Source organism: Neisseria sp. P0009.S007, assembly GCF_051962515.1.
This window is the reverse complement of the sequence record NZ_JBQCVF010000733.1, coordinates 1-842: the sequence shown is the minus strand read 5'-3', so window position 1 is coordinate 842 and position 842 is coordinate 1. Positions and strand designations below refer to the sequence as shown.

Here is an 842-nt window from a genome sequence, read left to right as displayed (position 1 = left end):
GTCGGCGATCTTGGAAAAGGCAGCTATAACGGCGCAAAATTGGGGCAGTATGTTTTAATGCAGATGCCTGCGCGCGCATATGAACTGATGCCGCTTGCCGTTTTGATCGGCGGCCTGATTTCCCTCAGCCAACTGGCTTCCGGCAGCGAGCTGACCGTTATCAAAGCCAGCGGCATGAGTACCAAAAAGCTGCTGTTGATTCTGTCGCAGTTCGGTTTGATTTTCGCCATTGCCACCGTCGCACTTGGCGAATGGGTCGCCCCCACGCTGAGCCAAAAAGCCGAAAACATCAAAGCCGCCGCCATCAACGGCAAAATCAGTACCGGCAATACCGGCCTTTGGCTGAAAGAAAAAAACAGCATCATCAACGTGCGCGAAATGTTGCCCGACCATACGCTTTTGGGCATCAAAATTTGGCAGCGCAACGATAAAAACGAATTGACCCAAGCGGCAGAAGCAGAATCAGCCGTTTTGAATCCAGACGGCAGCTGGCAGCTGAAAAATATCCGCCGCAGCATATTGGGCGAAGATAAAGTCGAGGTCTCTACTGCGGCTGAAGAAAACTGGCCGATTTCTGTCAAACGCAACCTGCTGGACGTATTGCTCGTCAAGCCCGACCAAATGTCTGTCGGCGAGTTGACCACCTACATCGACCATCTGGAAAAAAACAACCAAAATACCCAAGTCTATGCCATCGCATGGTGGCGCAAGCTGGTGTATCCCGTTGCCGCATGGGTGATGGCGCTTGTTGCCTTCGCCTTTACGCCGCAAACCACGCGCCACGGCAATATGGGCTTGAAACTTTTTGGCGGTATTTGCCTCGGTTTGCTGTTCCACTTTGC

1 protein-coding gene is annotated in these 842 nt (G+C 52.5%); it reads left to right on the top strand.

Going from position 1 to position 842, the window contains the following annotated elements:
* On the top strand, window positions 1-842 hold an 842-nt coding region (gene lptG, locus ACTHS3_RS16015; protein WP_440368508.1), incomplete at both ends, for an LPS export ABC transporter permease LptG.